Here is a 14,553-nt window from a genome sequence, read left to right as displayed (position 1 = left end):
ATCTCCTGACACAAACAGTCCAAGACACTTCAATCACATAACAAAAAACCCCGCCGAAAATCGACGGGGTTTGTCAGCAGTCTGAGGCGGGATTTAATCCCGCCTTTTTGCTGTCTGGGGTTAGGTGCTGCAACGGGCGCTACAGTCCCACCGGTGGTACTTTTAGCCTAGTAGTGGTATCATTCGGCCATGACCAAGCTTGAGCAAATTGAAAAATCCGTTGCGGAACTGAGCCCTGAAGAACTGAAGGCGTTTGCTGCCTGGTTCGAAGCGCTTCGGGAGGATATGTGGGATCGGCAGATCGAGGCCGATGCGAAGGCCGGCCGATTGGATAAGCTTGCCGAACAGGCACTGACGGACCATCGCGCTGGTCGGACGCGGCCTCTGTGAATCACGTCGCCTCCCCATCGTTCTGGGAGGCTTACGAAAAACTGCCATCGGCGATCAGAGCAAAAGCGGACAGGCGTTTTGAAAGACTCCGCTCCCACCCTTTTGATCCCTCGCTGCATTTCAAACAGGTCGGACGCTACTGGTCTGCGCGAGTTGACGACAATTACCGGGCTGTTGCCACCCGCACCAACGATGATGTGATCTGGTTCTGGATTGGCACCCATGCGGACTATGATCATCTCTTGAAGTAGCTACCCATCCGCCCACCTGGCGCGGGACAAACTACCCCATCCACCCGATCAGCACATGCCCCGGATCCGCTTCCACTCGGCCAAGCCAGGCCGCCACCGCCGGATAGGCGTCGAGCTGGAAGCCGCCCTGCTCCGCCGTATGCGTATAGGCATAGAGCGCGATGTCGGCGACGCTGAGCGCGCTGCCGGCGAAGAAGGCATTGTTTTCCAGATGCCTGTTCATCACGCCGAGCGCCTTGTTGCCGCGCTCCAGCGTCACCGCCAGCCGCTCCGGGGTCGCATCCCCAGCACGTTCGGGGAAGGTCAGCAGCGCCTTGCGCACGGCGATGTAAGGCTCGTGGCTGTATTGCTCGAAGAACAGCCATTGATAGGCAAGCCCACGCTCATACCTGTCCGCCGGCAGGAAGCGTGTGCCTTCGGCGAGATAGAGCAGGATGGCGTTGGATTCGGCCAGCCGCCGGCCATCGTCGAACTCGAGCAGCGGCACCATAGCATTCGGATTCTTGGCGACAAAGTCGGCTTTGCGCGTATCGCCGGTGTGCGAACTCACTTCGACATTGGTAAAGCCAAGGCCAAGCTTGGCCATCAGCAGGCGCGGCTTGTAACAATTGCCGCTGTCGATCATGCCGTAAAGTATCATGGCTGTTCCCCGGAGCACTGTCTCCGCGCGATTATCGCAGCGGCGGCGGTCTCAACCAATGATTTGTTTTGGTACGACGATCAGCGCCGCTGATGTGTGAATCGCCGAAAATCTGAGGCCGTTGAAGGGCATGTTGAGATTCAGGTCAGGCCGAGCCGAAAACGGTGGGTTCCGAGAACCGGAGCGGAGCGTACTTAAGTACGTGAGCTCAGTTCTACTGCGTGGCAGTAGAACTAGGGAAGCGCAGGAAGCCGCCGTTTGCAGGCCGGCATCACCTGAATATCGACATGCCCTAGCCAAAGAGGGGCACGACCTTGCTGTCCCGGCCCAGCAGTGCATCGATGACCAGCGGTTTCTCCTCGAATACCGTGCCGGCCAAGGCCGGACGGGCAAGGAGAAAACCCTGCAGCAGGTCGACGCCGCCTTCGAGCGCGACGCGCAGATGGGTGGGCTGCTCGATGCCTTCGACCAGCACCTTGGCGCCGCGGTCATGCAGGCTGGAAACCAGCGGGCGGAAGAACCGTTCGGCGGCAGCGTGGCGGCAGAACTCCGCGAACCAGGTGCCGTCGATCTTGACGATGTCGGGCTTGAGCAGGCTCACCCGCTCCTCGGTCGAGTGCCCGGTGCCGAAATCGTCGATGGCGATGCGGATGCCGTCGCGCCGCATCTCGCGCACCAGCCGCACGAGAAGCGCATCGTCCGCCGCCTGTTCGGTGATTTCGCAGACCAGCATGGCCGGCGCCAGGCCGAACTCGCCGAGATGCCTGGTCATCAGGCGAATCTCGGCCAGTGCCCGCCCGGCATGGTCGTTGATCAACGGGTTGTAGTTGAAGAACAGGTCGAGCCCGTCGACGCCGATGTTGCGGAAATTCCTGAGATGCAGCGCCCGGCACATGGTTTCCACAAACAGCCGGTCCGAGACCGCAACGCTTTCAAAGAACACCTTCGGCGCGCCGGGGCGGCCGGCACGGTGCGGCTCGATCAGGGCTTCGGCCGCCACCGCGTGAAGCGACCGGCCGCGCGGCGCGAAAATCGGCTGATAGGCGCTACGCAGGCGGAACTCGCCATAGATGCCGTATTCGATGCCGACTTCGTCGACTTGGATCGCATCGCCGACATTGCGCCGCCGATCGTCTCTCATGTCGCCACCCGGCGCCCGAAGGCCTTGACCGGCCGCGCCGAAGGCATTGCCGCGGCAGGAGCAGCCGTGTCGACGGCAGCAGCGGCAGGCGCCTGCCTGGCCTTGTCGAAGACGCCAAAGCTGGTCGGCGCCAATTCGGGCCGCGCCAGCACGAAACCCTGCACCATCGACGCACCCGATTTCTCGGCGAGCTCCAGTTGCCAGCCCTCCTCGATGCCTTCGAACACCGTATGGATACCTTGCTCCTCGAAGTTCTTCACCATGGTGGTCAGCAACGCAAAGCCGGCGCCGGACTCCATCAGCTGCGTGATCCAGTAGGCATCGAACTTGACGATATCCGGCTTCAATTCCTTGACCCGATTGATGTCGGAATCGTCGGCGCCATAATCGTCGACGGCGATGCGAAAACCGTTGGCCCTCAGTGCCGCGACGAAGCCGTGCAAGGCTTCCTGCGACGCCGACCGCTGCTCGGTCACCTCGCAGACGACGCGACGCGGGTCGATGCCGGCCTCGTGCAGCACGAGCCGCATTTCGCGCAAGGCAGCGTCGGCAACGGCGCGTTCGGTGAACACTGACGGGTCGAAATTGACGAAGATCGATGCTTCCCGCGGCAGGCAGGCACCGGCGTTGAGAAGATGCAGCGTCCTGGTCAGCGCCTCGATATGCAGCCGGTCGGCGGCCGGGCAGGTCGAGAAGAAATTCATCGGCGATTGCGGCTCGCCGTCGCGGAACGGCCGGATCAGCCCTTCGAACGCGACCACCGACAGCTTGCCTTCCTTGAAAGCGAAGATCGGCTGGAAGGCGCTTTGCAGCGTGTAGATACCCCAGACACCGGTGGAGGTGCCGTCGTCCTGACGGATGATGTGGGCAAGCCCGACGCTGCGCGACACGGTTCCTCGCTCCGCAATTGGTCTGCCATCCTGCCACTCAAGCCTCTACCGCTCGTTAATGAATTTATTGTTGCCGACCCCGGGTCCCGATCACAGCTCCTTGAGACCTGGATCAGCCGACAATGCTTGCGTTGCGCGAAATCATGCGACATGAGAAGCGCCGCGGTCGCTCCTGGCCGCGCCGATCTTCCATGGAGACGTCAAGCTCATGGCCTTTCTTGCCGACACCCTTTCCCGCGTGAAGCCTTCCGCCACCATCGCGGTCACGCAGAAAGCGCGCGAGCTGAAAAATGCCGGCCGTGACATTATCGGGCTTGGCGCCGGCGAACCGGATTTCGACACGCCCGACAACATCAAGAATGCGGCAATCGAGGCGATCCGCCGTGGCGAAACCAAGTATCCGCCGGTTTCGGGCATCGTGCCGCTGCGCGAGGCGATCGCAAAAAAGTTCAAGCGCGAGAACAATCTCGACTACAAGCCCGAGCAGACCATAGTCGGCACCGGCGGCAAGCAGATCCTGTTCAACGCCTTCATGGCGACGCTGAACCCCGGCGACGAGGTCATCATTCCTCGCCCCTATTGGGTCAGCTACCCCGAGATGGTGGCCATCTGCGGCGGCACCTCCGTGTTTGCCGACACCTCGATCGACAATGGCTTCAAGCTGACCGCTTCCGTGCTGGAAAAGGCGATCACGCCGAAGACCAAATGGCTGCTGATGAACTCGCCGTCGAACCCGTCGGGTGCCGCCTATACCGAAGCCGAACTGCGCGCGCTGGCCGACGTGCTGTTGAGGCATCCGCATGTCTGGACGCTGACCGACGACATGTACGAGCACCTGACCTATGGCGATTTTGTCTTCAAGACCATCGCCGAGGTCGAGCCTAAGCTCTACGAGCGCACGCTGACCATGAACGGCGTGTCGAAAGCCTATGCAATGACCGGCTGGCGCATCGGTTATGCGGCGGGTCCGGTTCAACTGATCAAGGCGATGGACATGATCCAGGGTCAGCAGACATCGGGCGCCTGCACCATTGCGCAATGGGCATCCGTCGAGGCGCTGAATGGCCCGCAGGATTTCATCGCCAAAAACAAGGCGATCTTTCAAGGCAGGCGCGACCTTGTCGTGTCGATGCTCAACCAGGCACGCGGCATCACCTGTCCGTCGCCGGAAGGCGCCTTCTATGTCTATCCTTCCTGCGCCCAGCTGATCGGCAAGAAGACCAAGGCCGGCAGGCTGATCGACACCGACGAGACCTTCTGCTCGGAACTGCTCGAAGCCGAGGGCGTCGCGGTGGTGTTCGGCTCGGCCTTCGGCCTCGGGCCCAACTTCCGCATCTCCTACGCGACCTCGGAGACGCTTCTGGAAGAAGCCTGCACACGCATCCAGCGTTTTACGGCTTCGCTGACCTGACCGACGCACTATGAATGCAAAAACCCGGCTTCACCGCCGGGTTTTTTAATGGGCCGTCAGCCTCACGCCTCGTGCTTGGTCTCTTTGGCCGAGCGCGCCTCGGCCGGCGCCAGCACGGCAACCAGCAATGCGGCGGTGAGGAACGCGCCGATCGCTGCCGTCAGCATCGCGGCGTGGAAGCCGCCGGCATAGGCGGCAGCATAGAGTTCATGCACGCCGCTTTCGCCCATCGCCGCATCGGTTGCGAAATCATGCCGTGAAATCGCAGCACGAGCCACCGCTTCCGCGTTGGCGACACCGGCATCGCCGAGATACCCGGTCAAAAGGTTGGTTGCCCGCATGCTCATCAAGGCGCCGAGCAAGGCGATGCCGATGGCAAGGCCGCTCTGGCGGGTGGCATTGATGACCGCCGACACCATGCCCGAGCGTTCGCGCGGCGCATAGGACATGGCGGCAGCGCTGCCGGTCGGGATTGCAAGCGCATTGCCGAGGCCGCCAATGGCGAAAAGAAGGCACAGCATCGCGTAGGACGTCGAAGGGCCGGCCCAGCACATGCCGAGCATGGACAGGCCGATAGCAACATAGCCGATGGTCATCAACGCAGAGTGACCATAGCGGGCGCTCAGCCTGCCGATCCATGGCGACACCACGATCTGGACGATGAAGGCCGGCGCCATGCGCAGGCCGGTCTGCGTCGGCGACCAGCCCTGCACCTGCTGCAGGAACATCGAGAAGAAGAAGACGCTGGAATAGGAGGTGAAGCCGAGCGCGAACGAAGCGACATTGGCGACGGCAAAGCGGACATCGCGGAACAGGCCAAGCGGCAGCATCGGGCGTGCAGTGCGCGCCTCGAAGCCGAGGAAAGCAGCCAGGCCGACGACGCCGGCGACCAGCGCCGCGACCGTCCTTGGCTCGCCCCAGCCATTCTCGCCGGCCGAGATCAGGCCGAAGGTCAGCGCCCCCAGCCACAGGATGCTGAGAGCCAGGCCGACGAGGTCGAGATGGGCATGTTCGGGATGCGCCGTCTCGTTGATCGAAGCAGCACCGAGCGCGATCGTGATCAAGCCCAGCGGCAGGTTGATCAGGAAGATGCTTTGCCAGCCGACGGTCTCGACCAGGATGCCACCGAGGACGGGACCAACGAGCAGAGAGATGGCGGCGAACGACGCCCAGCCGCCAATGACGCCGGCGCGCTGGCGCGCATCGGGAAAGGCCTGCGTCAGGATCGACAGCGCGCCTGGAATGAGCAGCGAGCCGGCGATGCCCTGCACCACCCGGCCGGCCAGCAGCACCGGCAGATTGGGCGCGACGGCGCAGATCAGCGAACCGGCCACGAAGATGCCGACGCCGGCCAGCCACGAGCGCTTGCGGCCATAGCGATCGCCGATCAGGCCGGACGACAGCATGAAGGCGGACAGGCACAGCGTGTAGGAGTCGACCACCCATTGCAGGCCGCCGAAATCGGTTTGCAACGCCTGCTGGATGGTCGGCAGCGCGACATTGACGATGCTGACGTCGAGCAGAGCCACGAACGAACCAAGATAGATAGCGGCGACCAGGGGCAGACGGTGCTTTGACATGGCTATATCCAGACGTGAGTTAGAGGCCATGCAGGTGCTACAGTCAAAGCCGAAGTGGCTCCGAGGGACGTTGCCGGCCGGCATGGCGTGCGAGCCAGACGCGCGAAATCAGCTTGCAATCCGGGAAACGTGCGCAGCGAACCCGCGGACCATCGTCATATGACGACTAGGAAGCCGGCCGCATTCGATCAACCATGAAGCCTCAGAAGGGAGATGCATCATGGCCAAAGGCGGCAATCCATCAAACAATCACGACGGCGAATTCATAGTGTCCGGGCCGGGCACTGAAAATACCGAGCGGTTCAAGCAGGCGCTCAGTGTTTCATTTGCCGAGCAGACAGCCACATCAATGAACTATTTCAAGCAGTCGGACCCTAACGACGAGGGCCAGATCTCCGCTCTTGGCGAGGCAAAAATTGATTACCTGAAAGCACAGTCGGGCTGTTACTGGACCGAGGAAACTGAAAAATGGACCAGGGCAAAACTGAAACGCTTTGCCGATCGCAACGATCGAAAGCGAATTCTAGGCAACAGTTTCGATCGCTCCGAAATGGTTGTCTTGCCGCGCCGCAAAGATGGGGCGATGCCGATGGAAACGCGGCAACTGCAAGGCGATCCCTATGAGTATTTCCATTTTTGGCCTGGCACCTTCGGTAACTACAAATACAGCTGGTTCAACCGGACCGGGGACGGACGCATTCTGCGAGACGAATCTTACGAGTGGGATGGGGCGCCGGATTTGGGCGGCTTGGTATTTTTCGAAAACAACAGCGCCGGCGATAGAGATTACCTGCACGCCATGCTCGAAAGCGGCATCTGGTTTACCTACACTCCCAAGAAGACCGGCCGGCTCGACTTGTTTGCGGAATTCGTCTCCACCTACGACACAAGGTACAGGTGGATGCGTGACGAAATCGGCTACAGCCACACCAGGGTCCTTCAGGCGACCGATGTCGTTTTTGGCACCTTTTCAGGCGATCAAGCCGTGGGACGAGATTACCGAAGCAACAGCACCCTTGTCGATTTTCAGCGTTGGTTTGAAGGGGACGTAGGGGATTTCGCCAATTTCGGAGAAAATGGCTTTGCCGACGGAACAATACACAATTTTTTTGGGCGGCCGGGCGCAATGGTTTTTGCTGGACAACCGGTCGAGATCTTGGTCGGCTGCAGGGTCTTGATGGACTGCTATCTCAACGATGTCAGCATCAGGGCGTGGGAAGGCGCCCGGCGGAGGCTGAATTTTCTGGGCGTCCGAGTGGTTTAAATGCCAGCGGTCTTGCAGCTTGCGCGACGATCGTCATCGCTGCGGCAGAAGCCTGCCCTCCGCCGGCTTAGGTGTCTCGACCGCCAAACTGCTCGTCGGTGACCCCCTCCAGCCAATCGACATGGACATCGTCGAGCGCCTCCTGCATCGCGATATGCGTAATCGCCGATTTCGGCGCCGCGCCATGCCAGTGTTTTTCGCCAGGCGCGAACGAGATGACGTCGCCGGCCCTGATCTCCTGGATCGGGCCGCCCCACGTCTGGGCAAGCCCGGCGCCCTCCGTCACGTACAGCGTCTGGCCAAGCGGATGCGTATGCCAGTGGGTGCGCGCGCCCGGCTCGAAGCTGACCAGCGTGGCCCGCAGCCGCGCCGGCGCCTCTTTCTCGATGATCGGCGTCTGCAGCACCCGGCCGGTGAAGTATTTTTCCGGCGCGATGACGGTCGGCACGCTGCCGCAGGCAATGATCTTCATGGGTCGATGGTCCTTCAAACAGCGGGCGATGGGTCGCCTGTTTCAGTTTCGGCCGATATCGGGCGACGTGCAACAGCTTCCCGCTGCCAGCCCAGCATATGATCCGCACGGTCCACTGCCGAGCAAAGGGTTTCTATTTTTCTTGCCCTGCCGGCAAACAAGTGGGACGATGGCTTTGGGCAGGTGGCACTTGAAAAGAACCCGCCCGCGACGGTCGAACAGGCCGGCCGCCGCTCAGGACCGATTGACCAAGCCTGAACCATACATGCCAGTCGGTCCTACGGGAAACGCCTGAGTGGAGGTCAGTCATGGGTACTCGCGCCGGAGGACGACGCACGGGACCGAAATGCATTGCCATAGTCGGTCCCTTCGCAAGCGGTAAGACGACACTTCTCGAAGCCATATTGGCCCGTACGGGCTCAATTCCCCGACAAAATCCCGTTTCATCAGGTAACACCGTTTCAGATCATTCGCCCGAGGCGCGCGCCCACGCCATGAGCGTCGAGGCGACGGTCGCCACGACCGAATTCATGGGCGAGCAGATCACCTTCGTCGACTGTCCCGGTTCCATCGAATTCTCTTTCGAGGCCGAACCGGTGCTGGCCGCCTGCGACCTCGCGGTCGTCGTAGCCGAGGCCGATGAAAAGAAGATCCCTGCCCTGCAACTGATCATGCGCAAGCTCGACGATCTCGGAGTGCCGCGCATTCTGTTCCTCAACAAGGTCGACAAGGCAATCACCGGCGTGCGCGACACGCTGAAGATGCTGCAGCCGGCCAGTGCCGTGCCGTTGCTGCTGCGCCAGATTCCGCTGCGCAAGGACGGCGTCGTCATTGGTTCGATCGACCTGGCGCTGGAGCGCGCCTACATCTATCGCGAATATGCCGAAAGCGAGGTGGCGCAGATTCCCGGCGACGACAAGGCGCGCGAGCTCGAAGCGCGTTTCTCGATGCTGGAGACGCTGGCCGACCATGATGACCAGTTGATGGAACAACTGCTCGAGGAGATCGAGCCGCCCAAGGATGCGATCTTCGACGACCTCGCCGCCGACCTGCGTGACGGTGCGGTGATCCCGGTGCTGATCGGCACCGCCGAGAAAGGCAACGGCGTGCTGCGCCTCCTGAAGGCGATCCGCCACGACGCGCCCGACATCGAGGCGACCCGCAAACGGCTCGGTGCACCCGACGGCGCGGCTACCCTGGTCCAGGTGATGAAAACCATCCACACCTCGCATGGCGGCAAGCTGTCGGTGTCGCGCATCCTCTCCGGTCAGGTCGTCGACGGTTCCGAACTCTGGCTGCCCGGCGGCGACACCGCCAAGGTTTCCGGCATCTACCGGATGCTCGGCAAGGACCAGTCCAAGCTCTCCATCGCCAAGGCCGGCGACACGGTGGCACTGGGCAAGCTGGACGAGGTCAAGACCGGCCAGACGCTGAGCTCGGCCAAGGGCGGCATCAAGCCCCTCGTCCAGTTCGAGCCGCCGCAGCCGGTCTTCGCCTTCGCGCTCCGCCCCAAGGAGCGCAAGGACGAAGTGAAGATGTCGGCTGCCATCCAGCGGCTGGCCGAGGAGGACCCATCGCTCAGCCTGCGCCACAATCAGGACTCGGCCGAAACCGTGCTGTCGGGCCATGGCGAGATGCATCTGCGCGTGGTGCGCGAGCGGCTGGAAGGCAAGAACCAGATACCGGTCGAAGGTCATCCGCCGGCGGTGCCCTATCGCGAGACGATCCGCAAATCGGCGCAGCAGCGCGGCCGTCACAAGAAACAGTCCGGCGGCCATGGCCAGTTCGGCGACGTGGTGATCGAGATCAAGCCGCTGCCGCGCGGTTCCGGCTTCCAGTTCACCGACACCATCACCGGCGGCGTCGTGCCGAAGACCTACATCCAGTCGGTCGAGACCGGGGTCCGCGACTATCTGAAATCCGGGCCGCTGGGCTTTCCGGTCGTGGATGTCGCAGTCAACCTGTCGGACGGCTCCTATCATGCGGTCGATTCCTCCGACATGGCCTTCCAGATGGCGGCCAGGCTGGCGATGAAGGAAGGCATGGCCGCGTGCTTGCCGGTGCTCCTGGAGCCCGTGATGAAGCTCGAGATCGTCACCCCCTCCGACGCCACCTCGAAGATCATCGCTCTCATCCCGCAGCGGCGCGGCCAGATCCTCGGCTACGACGCGCGACCCGACTGGCCGGGATGGGATGTCGTCGAGGCAACCATGCCGCAAGCCGAAATCGGCGACCTGATCATCGAGTTGCGCTCGGCGACCGCGGGCGTTGCCAGCTATCGTGCCGTCTTCGACCACATGGCCGAACTCACCGGCCGTCTGGCCGACGACGCCATGAACACCAACGGCAAGGCCGCCTGATGGCGTGGCGTTCCTCTCGAACCTGATTCGGGGGAACAAAAGAAAACGACGTCCGGCGGGGACCGGACGTCGTTTTGTTCGCGGACCGTTTCCTTGGGAGGTAAAACGTCAGGTCCGCCGCATTTGGTACCGCCGAGTTCGGCGGAAAAACGGTTCGGACGCGGTAGCCGCCTGAGCCCGGGCCGTACGAGTGATGCCCCCATCTCCCGTCCGAACCACACCGCGTCCTATGATCTACATAGCAGGTCGCGGGCGTCCGGGATATGTTACCAGAGGTTACATGTCACCGTTACGTGGCAATTGTGATGGAATTTTTGGCCGGCCCAGCAGGGTACAGGCAACAAAAAAGCCGGATCAATGAAGATCCGGCTGAGTTTGATTGGAGTGCCTGTTAAGGCTAACCTCCAGAGGGGAACACTCGAGGGCGCTAATGGGAGGAGAACGCGCCCAGGAGATGATCTATATATGTGCTCATCATGCCCAAGAAACAAGCATCTATTTTGCAACACACACATGCAAAAAGACGCAGGCTGTGGTCTAACCCATTCCAGAAGCCAATAGGACCAGCAAAATCGTCGAAATGGAGCGCTGAATCGGGCAATTGCAACTACAGAATCGCTAATCTCGGCTGGCTTTCGGCTCGAAATGCCAAAACTGGGCAATGATGTGGAAGCGGGCAGCAGGCGTGCATTTCTAAGGCAATCGCGGAGCAAGCAGCCAATGCGGAGGTTTTCGGCGATCGCCGGCAGTGCGGCCTTCTTCATCGCGGCGCCGTGCGTGGTTGCCGGGCTGGTGCCCTGGTTGTTGACCGATCGCTGGGGCTTGCCCTGGTCGGGCCTGCCGGGCTTTGCCCCTGTTGGCGGGCTTCTGATCGTTGCCGCGGGCGCGGCACTCCTGCATGCCTTCGGCCGTTTTTCGCTTGAGGGCCTGGGCACACCCGCACCGGTCGCCCCGACCGAGAGGCTGGTGATAGGCGGCATCTACCGCCATGTCCGCAACCCGATGTATGTCGCCGTGCTGTCGATCATCCTCGGCCAGGCGCTGCTGTTTTCGAGCTGGGCGCTGGTCGCCTATGCCGCCGTCAGCGCTGTCTCCATGGGCGCCTTCGTCAGGCTCTATGAAGAGCCGACACTTAGCCGCCGCTATGGCGCCGAATACGAGACCTACCGCCGCAACGTGCCCGGCTGGCTGCCTCGGCTGATGCCCTGGCGGGGATAATCCCGTAGGGCGTGAAAACGAAAATCAGAAGGACCAGCTTCGGGCCTTGGCGATGATGAAGTCCCGGAACACATGCAGCTTGGCCTGGTTCTTCATCGCGTCGGGATAGGCGAAATAGGTGTCGAAAGACGGCACCTCGGTCTCCGGCAGCAGCTGCACCAGATCGGAGTCCTTGCTGATCACGTAGTCGGGCAGCATGGCGATGCCGGCACCGCCCTGCACCGCACGCTTGATCGACAATATGTCGTTGATCTGCAGCGTCGGCACCCTTTGTCCGCCTTCGAAATCACCGACCGTTTCCAGCCAGTTCAGCTCCGACAGATGCGACGGCACCGGCACGCCGAAGGTGACGATGCGATGGGCCTTCAGCTCGGCGACGGAAGACGGCTTGCCGTGCTTGGCGACATAGGATGGGGCCGCGTAGAGGTGGAAATGCACGGTGAACAGGCGGCGCTGGATCAGGTCCGGCTGCTGCGGCTGGCGCAGCCGGATGGCGCAATCGGCCTGGCGCATGGTGAGATCCAGCTCCTCGTTGGCGAGGATCAACTGCAGGCTGATTTCGGGATAGAGTTCGATGAATTCCTGCACCCGCTCGGTCAGCCAGCCGGCGCCCAGCCCCACCGTCGTCGTCACCCGCAGCACGCCCGACGGGCGATCCTTGGTCTCGGTCAGCCGGGACTTGATGGTCTCCAGCTTCATCAGCACGTCATGCGCCGTGCGAAACAGCATCTCACCTTGCTCGGTCAGCACCAGCCCGCGGGCGTGGCGGTTGAACAGCGGCACGCCGACATCATGCTCGAGCGCGCTGACCTGCCGCGAGATCGCCGATTGCGACAGATGCAATGTCTCGGCCGCATGGGTAAACGACCCCGCCTCCGCCGCAGCGTGAAACACGCGTAGCTTGTCCCAGTCCAACGCCATGATTCCCCTCGTTCTGTTTTGGCGTCTGAATGAAAAATCAGGCTTTTACACGGCGTTTCTAAGCCGCTCTCTGAACTCTCTACTCGGCCGCTTCGCGATGCACTTCGATGCCGGCCAGATACTTCTCCGCCTCGAGCGCGGCCATGCAGCCGAGCCCCGCTGCCGTCACCGCCTGGCGGTAGATATCGTCGGTCACATCGCCGGCCGCGAACACGCCCGGCACATCGGTGCGGGTCGAATCCGGCGCTGTCCACAGATAGCCGTTCGGCTTCTGCTTGAGCTTGCCGGCGAACAGTTCAACCGCCGGCGCATGGCCGATGGCCACGAACACGCCGTCGATCTTGAGGTGCGACACCTCGCCGGTCACCGCATGCTTGAGCTTCAGCCCCTCGACCGAGGGCGGCAGCGGCGTCTTGCCGGGCCGGCCGGTGATCTCATCGACGATCGTGTCCCAGATGACGCGGACATTGTCCTTCTTCAGAAGCCGCTCGCGCAGAATACGTTCAGCGCGAAAATCGCTGCGCCTGTGGATGACCGTCACGCTCCTGGCGAGATTGGACAGATAGAGCGCCTCTTCCACCGCGGAATTGCCGCCACCGACCACCGCGACATCCTTGCCCCTGTAGAAGAAACCGTCGCAGGTGGCGCAGGCCGAGACTCCAAAACCCATGAAGTCCTGCTCAGTCGGGATGCCCAGCCATTTCGCTTGCGCGCCGGTGGCGATGATCAGCGCGTCGGCGGTATAGGTCGTGCCGGAATCGCCCTTGGCGCGGAACGGTCGCACGTTGAGGTCGACCTCGGTGATGATGTCGTTGATGATGTCGGTGCCGACATGCTCGGCCTGTTTCAGCATCTGCTCCATCAGCCACGGACCTTGGATCGGGTCGGCGAAGCCGGGATAATTCTCGACATCGGTGGTGATCATCAACTGCCCGCCCTGCTGCAGGCCGGCGACCAGCATCGGCTTCAGCATGGCGCGGGCGGCATAGACCGCCGCCGTATAGCCGGCCGGGCCGGAACCGATGATGAGAACGGGCGCGTGCTTGGTGGTCATCTAAAGCCTCTGCGGAGGGCTGCCGGCAATTGCGGCATGGAAAACTCGATCATTGTCGCGCGTAATGTAAGTGTTGCCCACGACGCCAGCAAGGCAAGTTGGTGTTCGTCCCCGGAAAGCTTTGTCGCACCTGTCGGCCGCTGATCCCGCGAAATATTCCGGGCGAAGGATGGAATGGACAGCGAAGTCGTTTAATTACAAAATCACGCAAGATTCTTGCGTATTGCCCCTCATGATCGAGAGCCCCCATGCCGCTCAAGGCCGACCTCGACGCCATCGACTGGAAGATCCTGCGCGAATTGCAGGGCGACGGCCGCATGACCAATGTCGAGCTGTCGAACCGCGTCGGCATTTCGGCGCCGCCATGCCTGCGCCGCGTCAAGCGCCTGGAGGAAGCCGGCATCATCCGTGGCTACCGTGCCTTGCTCAATGCACCAGCGCTCGGCCTCGATGTCGTTGCCTTCTGCCTGGTCGGCCTGCATCATCAGGCCGATGCCGAACTGCGCATCTTTGCCGAGCGCACCCGCGGCTGGCCGATCGTACGCGACGCCTGGATGGTGTCGGGCGAATCCGATTTCCTGCTGCATTGCGTGGCGAGCGACCTTGGCGCCTTCCAGAGCTTCGTCATCGAGGAACTGACCTCGACCCCGAATGTCGACACGGTGCGCACAGCGCTCACCATCCGCCGGGTCAAGGACGAAGGGCTGGTCTCGTTCGCACAGCCTTGAGCCGGCTGAACCGCAACGAGCTTTCGCCGATGTCGCTTGAAGGCCTCGCCATATCAGCGCCGCTTTGGCGTTCGATAGCTCTCCTGTGAAGCCGGAATTTCTGCCGTAGCCGTCTTGTTGGTTTCCTAGAGCAATTCCAGAAAAAGTATGTAACGGTTTTCCCGGGTAAAGCGCATAGCGCTTTCGGGATTGCGTAAACAGGGGCGCAGGGCAGCCCAATTCCGAGAACAGTG

Annotated in this window: 14 protein-coding genes; 7 read left to right on the top strand and 7 right to left on the bottom strand. The window is 62.0% G+C overall.

All coding sequences use genetic code 11. The annotated features are described in order from the left end of the window. Positions 1-189: 189 nt before the first annotated feature. Both NKJ67_RS33315 and NKJ67_RS33310 read left to right on the top strand, forming a co-directional pair. Positions 190-390 carry a hypothetical protein gene (locus tag NKJ67_RS33315; RefSeq protein WP_027039317.1) on the top strand — a complete coding sequence of 67 codons (201 nt, stop codon included), beginning with the start codon at positions 190-192 and terminating at the stop codon, positions 388-390. Continuing rightward, complete coding sequence (locus NKJ67_RS33310) at positions 387-641, top strand: ParE family toxin-like protein (RefSeq protein ID WP_127270430.1); 255 nt, start codon at positions 387-389, stop codon at positions 639-641. The genes NKJ67_RS33315 and NKJ67_RS33310 overlap by 4 nt, the downstream gene beginning before the upstream one ends. A gap of 31 nt (positions 642-672) precedes the next feature. Here the strand turns inward: NKJ67_RS33310 and NKJ67_RS33305 are convergent, their stop codons facing one another. The 3 genes from NKJ67_RS33305 to NKJ67_RS33295 all read right to left on the bottom strand — a co-directional run bounded on the left by NKJ67_RS33305 (position 673) and on the right by NKJ67_RS33295 (position 3,312). Continuing rightward, positions 673-1,281, bottom strand: a complete 609-nt coding sequence (locus NKJ67_RS33305; RefSeq protein WP_127322770.1) for a glutathione S-transferase family protein — start codon at positions 1,279-1,281, stop codon at positions 673-675. Between the two features lie 292 nt (positions 1,282-1,573). Then, the gene (locus NKJ67_RS33300) at positions 1,574-2,422 is read right to left on the bottom strand and encodes an EAL domain-containing protein (RefSeq protein ID WP_127381719.1); all 849 of its coding nucleotides are present in this window, start codon (positions 2,420-2,422) and stop codon (positions 1,574-1,576) included. Continuing rightward, on the bottom strand, positions 2,419-3,312 hold the full coding sequence (locus NKJ67_RS33295) for an EAL domain-containing protein (protein WP_127321442.1): 894 nt from the start codon (positions 3,310-3,312) through the stop codon (positions 2,419-2,421). The genes NKJ67_RS33300 and NKJ67_RS33295 overlap by 4 nt, the downstream gene beginning before the upstream one ends. 208 nt (positions 3,313-3,520) lie before the next feature. Here NKJ67_RS33295 and NKJ67_RS33290 point away from each other — a divergent pair, with 208 nt between their 5' ends. Further along, a complete protein-coding gene (locus tag NKJ67_RS33290; RefSeq protein WP_352585573.1) occupies positions 3,521-4,723 on the top strand; it encodes a pyridoxal phosphate-dependent aminotransferase in 1,203 nt (400 codons plus the stop codon). Between the two features lie 62 nt (positions 4,724-4,785). Here the strand turns inward: NKJ67_RS33290 and NKJ67_RS33285 are convergent, their stop codons facing one another. Then, on the bottom strand, positions 4,786-6,303 hold the full coding sequence (locus NKJ67_RS33285; RefSeq protein ID WP_352585571.1) for an MFS transporter: 1,518 nt from the start codon (positions 6,301-6,303) through the stop codon (positions 4,786-4,788). Positions 6,304-6,523: 220 nt separating this feature from the next. Here NKJ67_RS33285 and NKJ67_RS33280 point away from each other — a divergent pair, with 220 nt between their 5' ends. Then, positions 6,524-7,567 carry a hypothetical protein gene (locus NKJ67_RS33280; protein ID WP_256747529.1) on the top strand — a complete coding sequence of 348 codons (1,044 nt, stop codon included), beginning with the start codon at positions 6,524-6,526 and terminating at the stop codon, positions 7,565-7,567. Between the two features lie 67 nt (positions 7,568-7,634). Here NKJ67_RS33280 and NKJ67_RS33275 read toward each other — a convergent pair whose 3' ends face one another. Continuing rightward, positions 7,635-8,039, bottom strand: coding sequence for a (R)-mandelonitrile lyase (locus NKJ67_RS33275; RefSeq protein ID WP_352585569.1), 405 nt, complete (start codon positions 8,037-8,039; stop codon positions 7,635-7,637). 308 nt (positions 8,040-8,347) lie between these two features. On the opposite strand from NKJ67_RS33275, the gene NKJ67_RS33270 reads away from it, so the two are divergent. Both NKJ67_RS33270 and NKJ67_RS33265 read left to right on the top strand, forming a co-directional pair. Further along, positions 8,348-10,399, top strand: coding sequence for an elongation factor G (locus tag NKJ67_RS33270; RefSeq protein ID WP_352585567.1), 2,052 nt, complete (start codon positions 8,348-8,350; stop codon positions 10,397-10,399). Between the two features lie 720 nt (positions 10,400-11,119). Then, positions 11,120-11,617, top strand: a complete 498-nt coding sequence (locus NKJ67_RS33265) for a methyltransferase family protein (RefSeq protein WP_352585565.1) — start codon at positions 11,120-11,122, stop codon at positions 11,615-11,617. A 24-nt stretch (positions 11,618-11,641) separates the two neighbouring features. Here NKJ67_RS33265 and NKJ67_RS33260 read toward each other — a convergent pair whose 3' ends face one another. Together NKJ67_RS33260 and trxB are read right to left on the bottom strand one after the other, a co-directional pair. Next, positions 11,642-12,538 (bottom strand): LysR family transcriptional regulator, encoded by an 897-nt coding sequence (locus tag NKJ67_RS33260; RefSeq protein WP_023809733.1) that lies wholly within the window; start codon positions 12,536-12,538, stop codon positions 11,642-11,644. Positions 12,539-12,617: 79 nt separating this feature from the next. Next, positions 12,618-13,592, bottom strand: a complete 975-nt coding sequence (trxB, locus tag NKJ67_RS33255) for a thioredoxin-disulfide reductase (protein ID WP_127267436.1) — start codon at positions 13,590-13,592, stop codon at positions 12,618-12,620. A 248-nt stretch (positions 13,593-13,840) separates the two neighbouring features. Here trxB and NKJ67_RS33250 point away from each other — a divergent pair, with 248 nt between their 5' ends. Continuing rightward, the gene (locus NKJ67_RS33250; RefSeq protein WP_013530077.1) at positions 13,841-14,320 is read left to right on the top strand and encodes an Lrp/AsnC family transcriptional regulator; all 480 of its coding nucleotides are present in this window, start codon (positions 13,841-13,843) and stop codon (positions 14,318-14,320) included. Positions 14,321-14,553 lie beyond the last annotated feature (233 nt).

Source organism: Mesorhizobium sp. M0088, from assembly GCF_040322895.1.
Classification (GTDB): domain Bacteria; phylum Pseudomonadota; class Alphaproteobacteria; order Rhizobiales; family Rhizobiaceae; genus Mesorhizobium.
Note: the sequence above shows the minus strand (reverse complement) of the source record. Positions and strands in the feature narration are given on the sequence as shown.